This window comes from Oceanobacillus piezotolerans, assembly GCF_003665065.1.
Lineage (GTDB): Bacteria > Bacillota > Bacilli > Bacillales > Amphibacillaceae > Oceanobacillus > Oceanobacillus piezotolerans.
This window is the reverse complement of record NZ_RCHR01000017.1, coordinates 1-2,220: the sequence shown is the minus strand read 5'-3', so window position 1 is coordinate 2,220 and position 2,220 is coordinate 1. Positions and strand designations below refer to the sequence as shown.

General features: G+C 32.0%; 3 protein-coding genes. All 3 read right to left on the bottom strand.

Annotated elements, in window-relative coordinates; genetic code table 11:
- Positions 1-21 precede the first annotated feature (21 nt).
- Complete coding sequence (locus tag D8M04_RS19850) at positions 22-873, bottom strand: rolling circle replication-associated protein (RefSeq protein WP_121525138.1); 852 nt, start codon at positions 871-873, stop codon at positions 22-24.
- 308 nt (positions 874-1,181) lie between these two features.
- The gene (locus D8M04_RS19845; protein ID WP_085050106.1) at positions 1,182-1,613 is read right to left on the bottom strand and encodes a hypothetical protein; all 432 of its coding nucleotides are present in this window, start codon (positions 1,611-1,613) and stop codon (positions 1,182-1,184) included.
- A gap of 296 nt (positions 1,614-1,909) precedes the next feature.
- A complete protein-coding gene (locus D8M04_RS19840; protein WP_077844146.1) occupies positions 1,910-2,140 on the bottom strand; it encodes a hypothetical protein in 231 nt (76 codons plus the stop codon).
- Positions 2,141-2,220: the final 80 nt, after the last annotated feature.

The following is a 2,220-nucleotide window of genomic DNA, read 5'->3' as shown; positions in this document are numbered from 1 at the left end:
AGCTTATCAGCTTCTGCATAATTAATTTGGATTACTCTCATCATCATCACCCTCATATTTCATTTTATAAAACTCTCGCTTATATAAGAAACTTTTACCATCACCTAAATCAATATCATGATAATAAATCTTATCTGGCGCATAAGCAGAATTATTCATACCATATTGCTTAAATATTTCATACTTAGTACCCTTTAACTTCTCTGGCTTTTCTATACCCCTAGACATTCTATAAAAATTCATACCTGAAGGATATAAATGCAATCTAGCACCTTTCTCTATTTTCTTATTATTTCCATCTTCATGTTTTAAATCTGTTAAATAAGCAGTAACATAAGATGCTACATTATCACTATTTTTTAATTTTTTAACTTTTACAAAACCATGTTTCCACAATTTTTGTAAATGACTATTGGCTATGTAAAAATAATCATCAATATCAGACTTAAATAAAGCATGTATATGCCACGCCCCACGCTTCTGCGGCTCTAATACTGAAATATATTCTACATGTCCGTAATGACGTCTAATCTTCTTCATAAACGCTTTAAAGTCTGAATATACTCTTTTACTATCTGTAACATTTTCCGCATAAGTAAGAGTTATCCATAACTCATTCTTATTGCCTGAAAAATTGTGTTCAATATATCTACTTAATCGTTTCATTGTTCTAACTAATGACTCTAAACTTTCCGAACGATTTTTAGATATTTGTTGGTACTTTTGCACTTCGCCATTCAAATCCACATACTCAGTTCTAGAAATACGTTTTACTGGATTTTGATTGCCGACTAAGTTTGAAAATTCTAATTTGCCACCATACCTGTATCCATTAATTGTTTGGAATGGTAAAATGTAGTTGTTATCATCCATCTATCGACCATCTCCTTAGGGTTTGTACCCAATTTGAAACATGCATCTGTTTATACGCCGTTTTCAAAAACGGCTCTAATGTGAATACTATAATCAAGTTAATAGAGAAACTCGAAAAAATTCCGCGTATACGGCTTCGTGTTTCGATACTAACGTCTCCACTTCAGGCAAAGTTGCGCTTTTTGGGAAACCGGACTTCGCCCTCGCTACAACGTTAGACCAAAACACAATCGCCGAACGCTACATGATCGAGTTTCTCTAACAAGATTATTTATCAATTACCTGTTTTTTCTTAATCGTATAGCATATTAAAAATTGGTACCTACACTAGGAGATTGGTCAATAGTTGTTTTAACTACATCATCTGCCCAAACTTTTAATACAGGTTTTTTGCCTTTAGATTCAAATAACTCTGCATTCTGTATCCCTTCAACTTTTACTGGAACTGGTGCTTCAAATCCACGTGCAACAAGTTTCTCATAATCTTCAATCTTTCCGTCAGGTATTAAAACTTGAAACTCTTCGTTCAAATTGACACCTGTTACAATGCCATCTTTAGTTTCGTACTCATAATCATCCTGTTTAATCTCAAGAATTAATTGCACACCTTCATACTCATCTGTTTCTTTCATCTTCTCTCTATCCCATTTATATTTCTCTTTCGCTTCCTTAACCATGTACAATTTGCCTTTATTAAACTCGTCGAAGTCGAATTTTTTAAATAAATATGCCATTTTCATAGCAAAAACCTACTTTCTTAAAAATTATAACTATTAAGTTATAATAGTAATATATCACTTTCAGCCATATTTTGCAAACATAAATATAAATATAATTACATATACATGATATGACATATTCGTCAAATTCACGCCTGCGATTTATATAAAAAATGCGTTGACAGACTCGTTTGCGCCCCTTAATAATCCCCAAATCTGTACATCAGCTAAAAGCAATGCTTTTAGCACTGTACCAAGTTAGCTTAATTAAGAGGCTCCGGTCTATCAACGCATTTTTTAGCATAAATTCTCGGCGTTCAATCCATAAGAACAAATTTCTCTTCTTGCTCAACCAATTCATCAATTCGTTTATTTATATCTGCTCCTTTATAAAATTTTCTTCTTCCTATCTGCTCTGCTTTATCTTTTAAATCATCATTTAGAATATATCTATCAAATGTTCTTACAGAAACATTTAATACATCTTCTAAACTCGTTTTATTATAAAGCTTATCAGCTTCTGCATAATTAATTTGGATTACTCTCATCATCATCACCCTCATATTTCATTTTATAAAACTCTCGCTTATATAAGAAACTTTTACCATCACCTAAATCAATATCATGA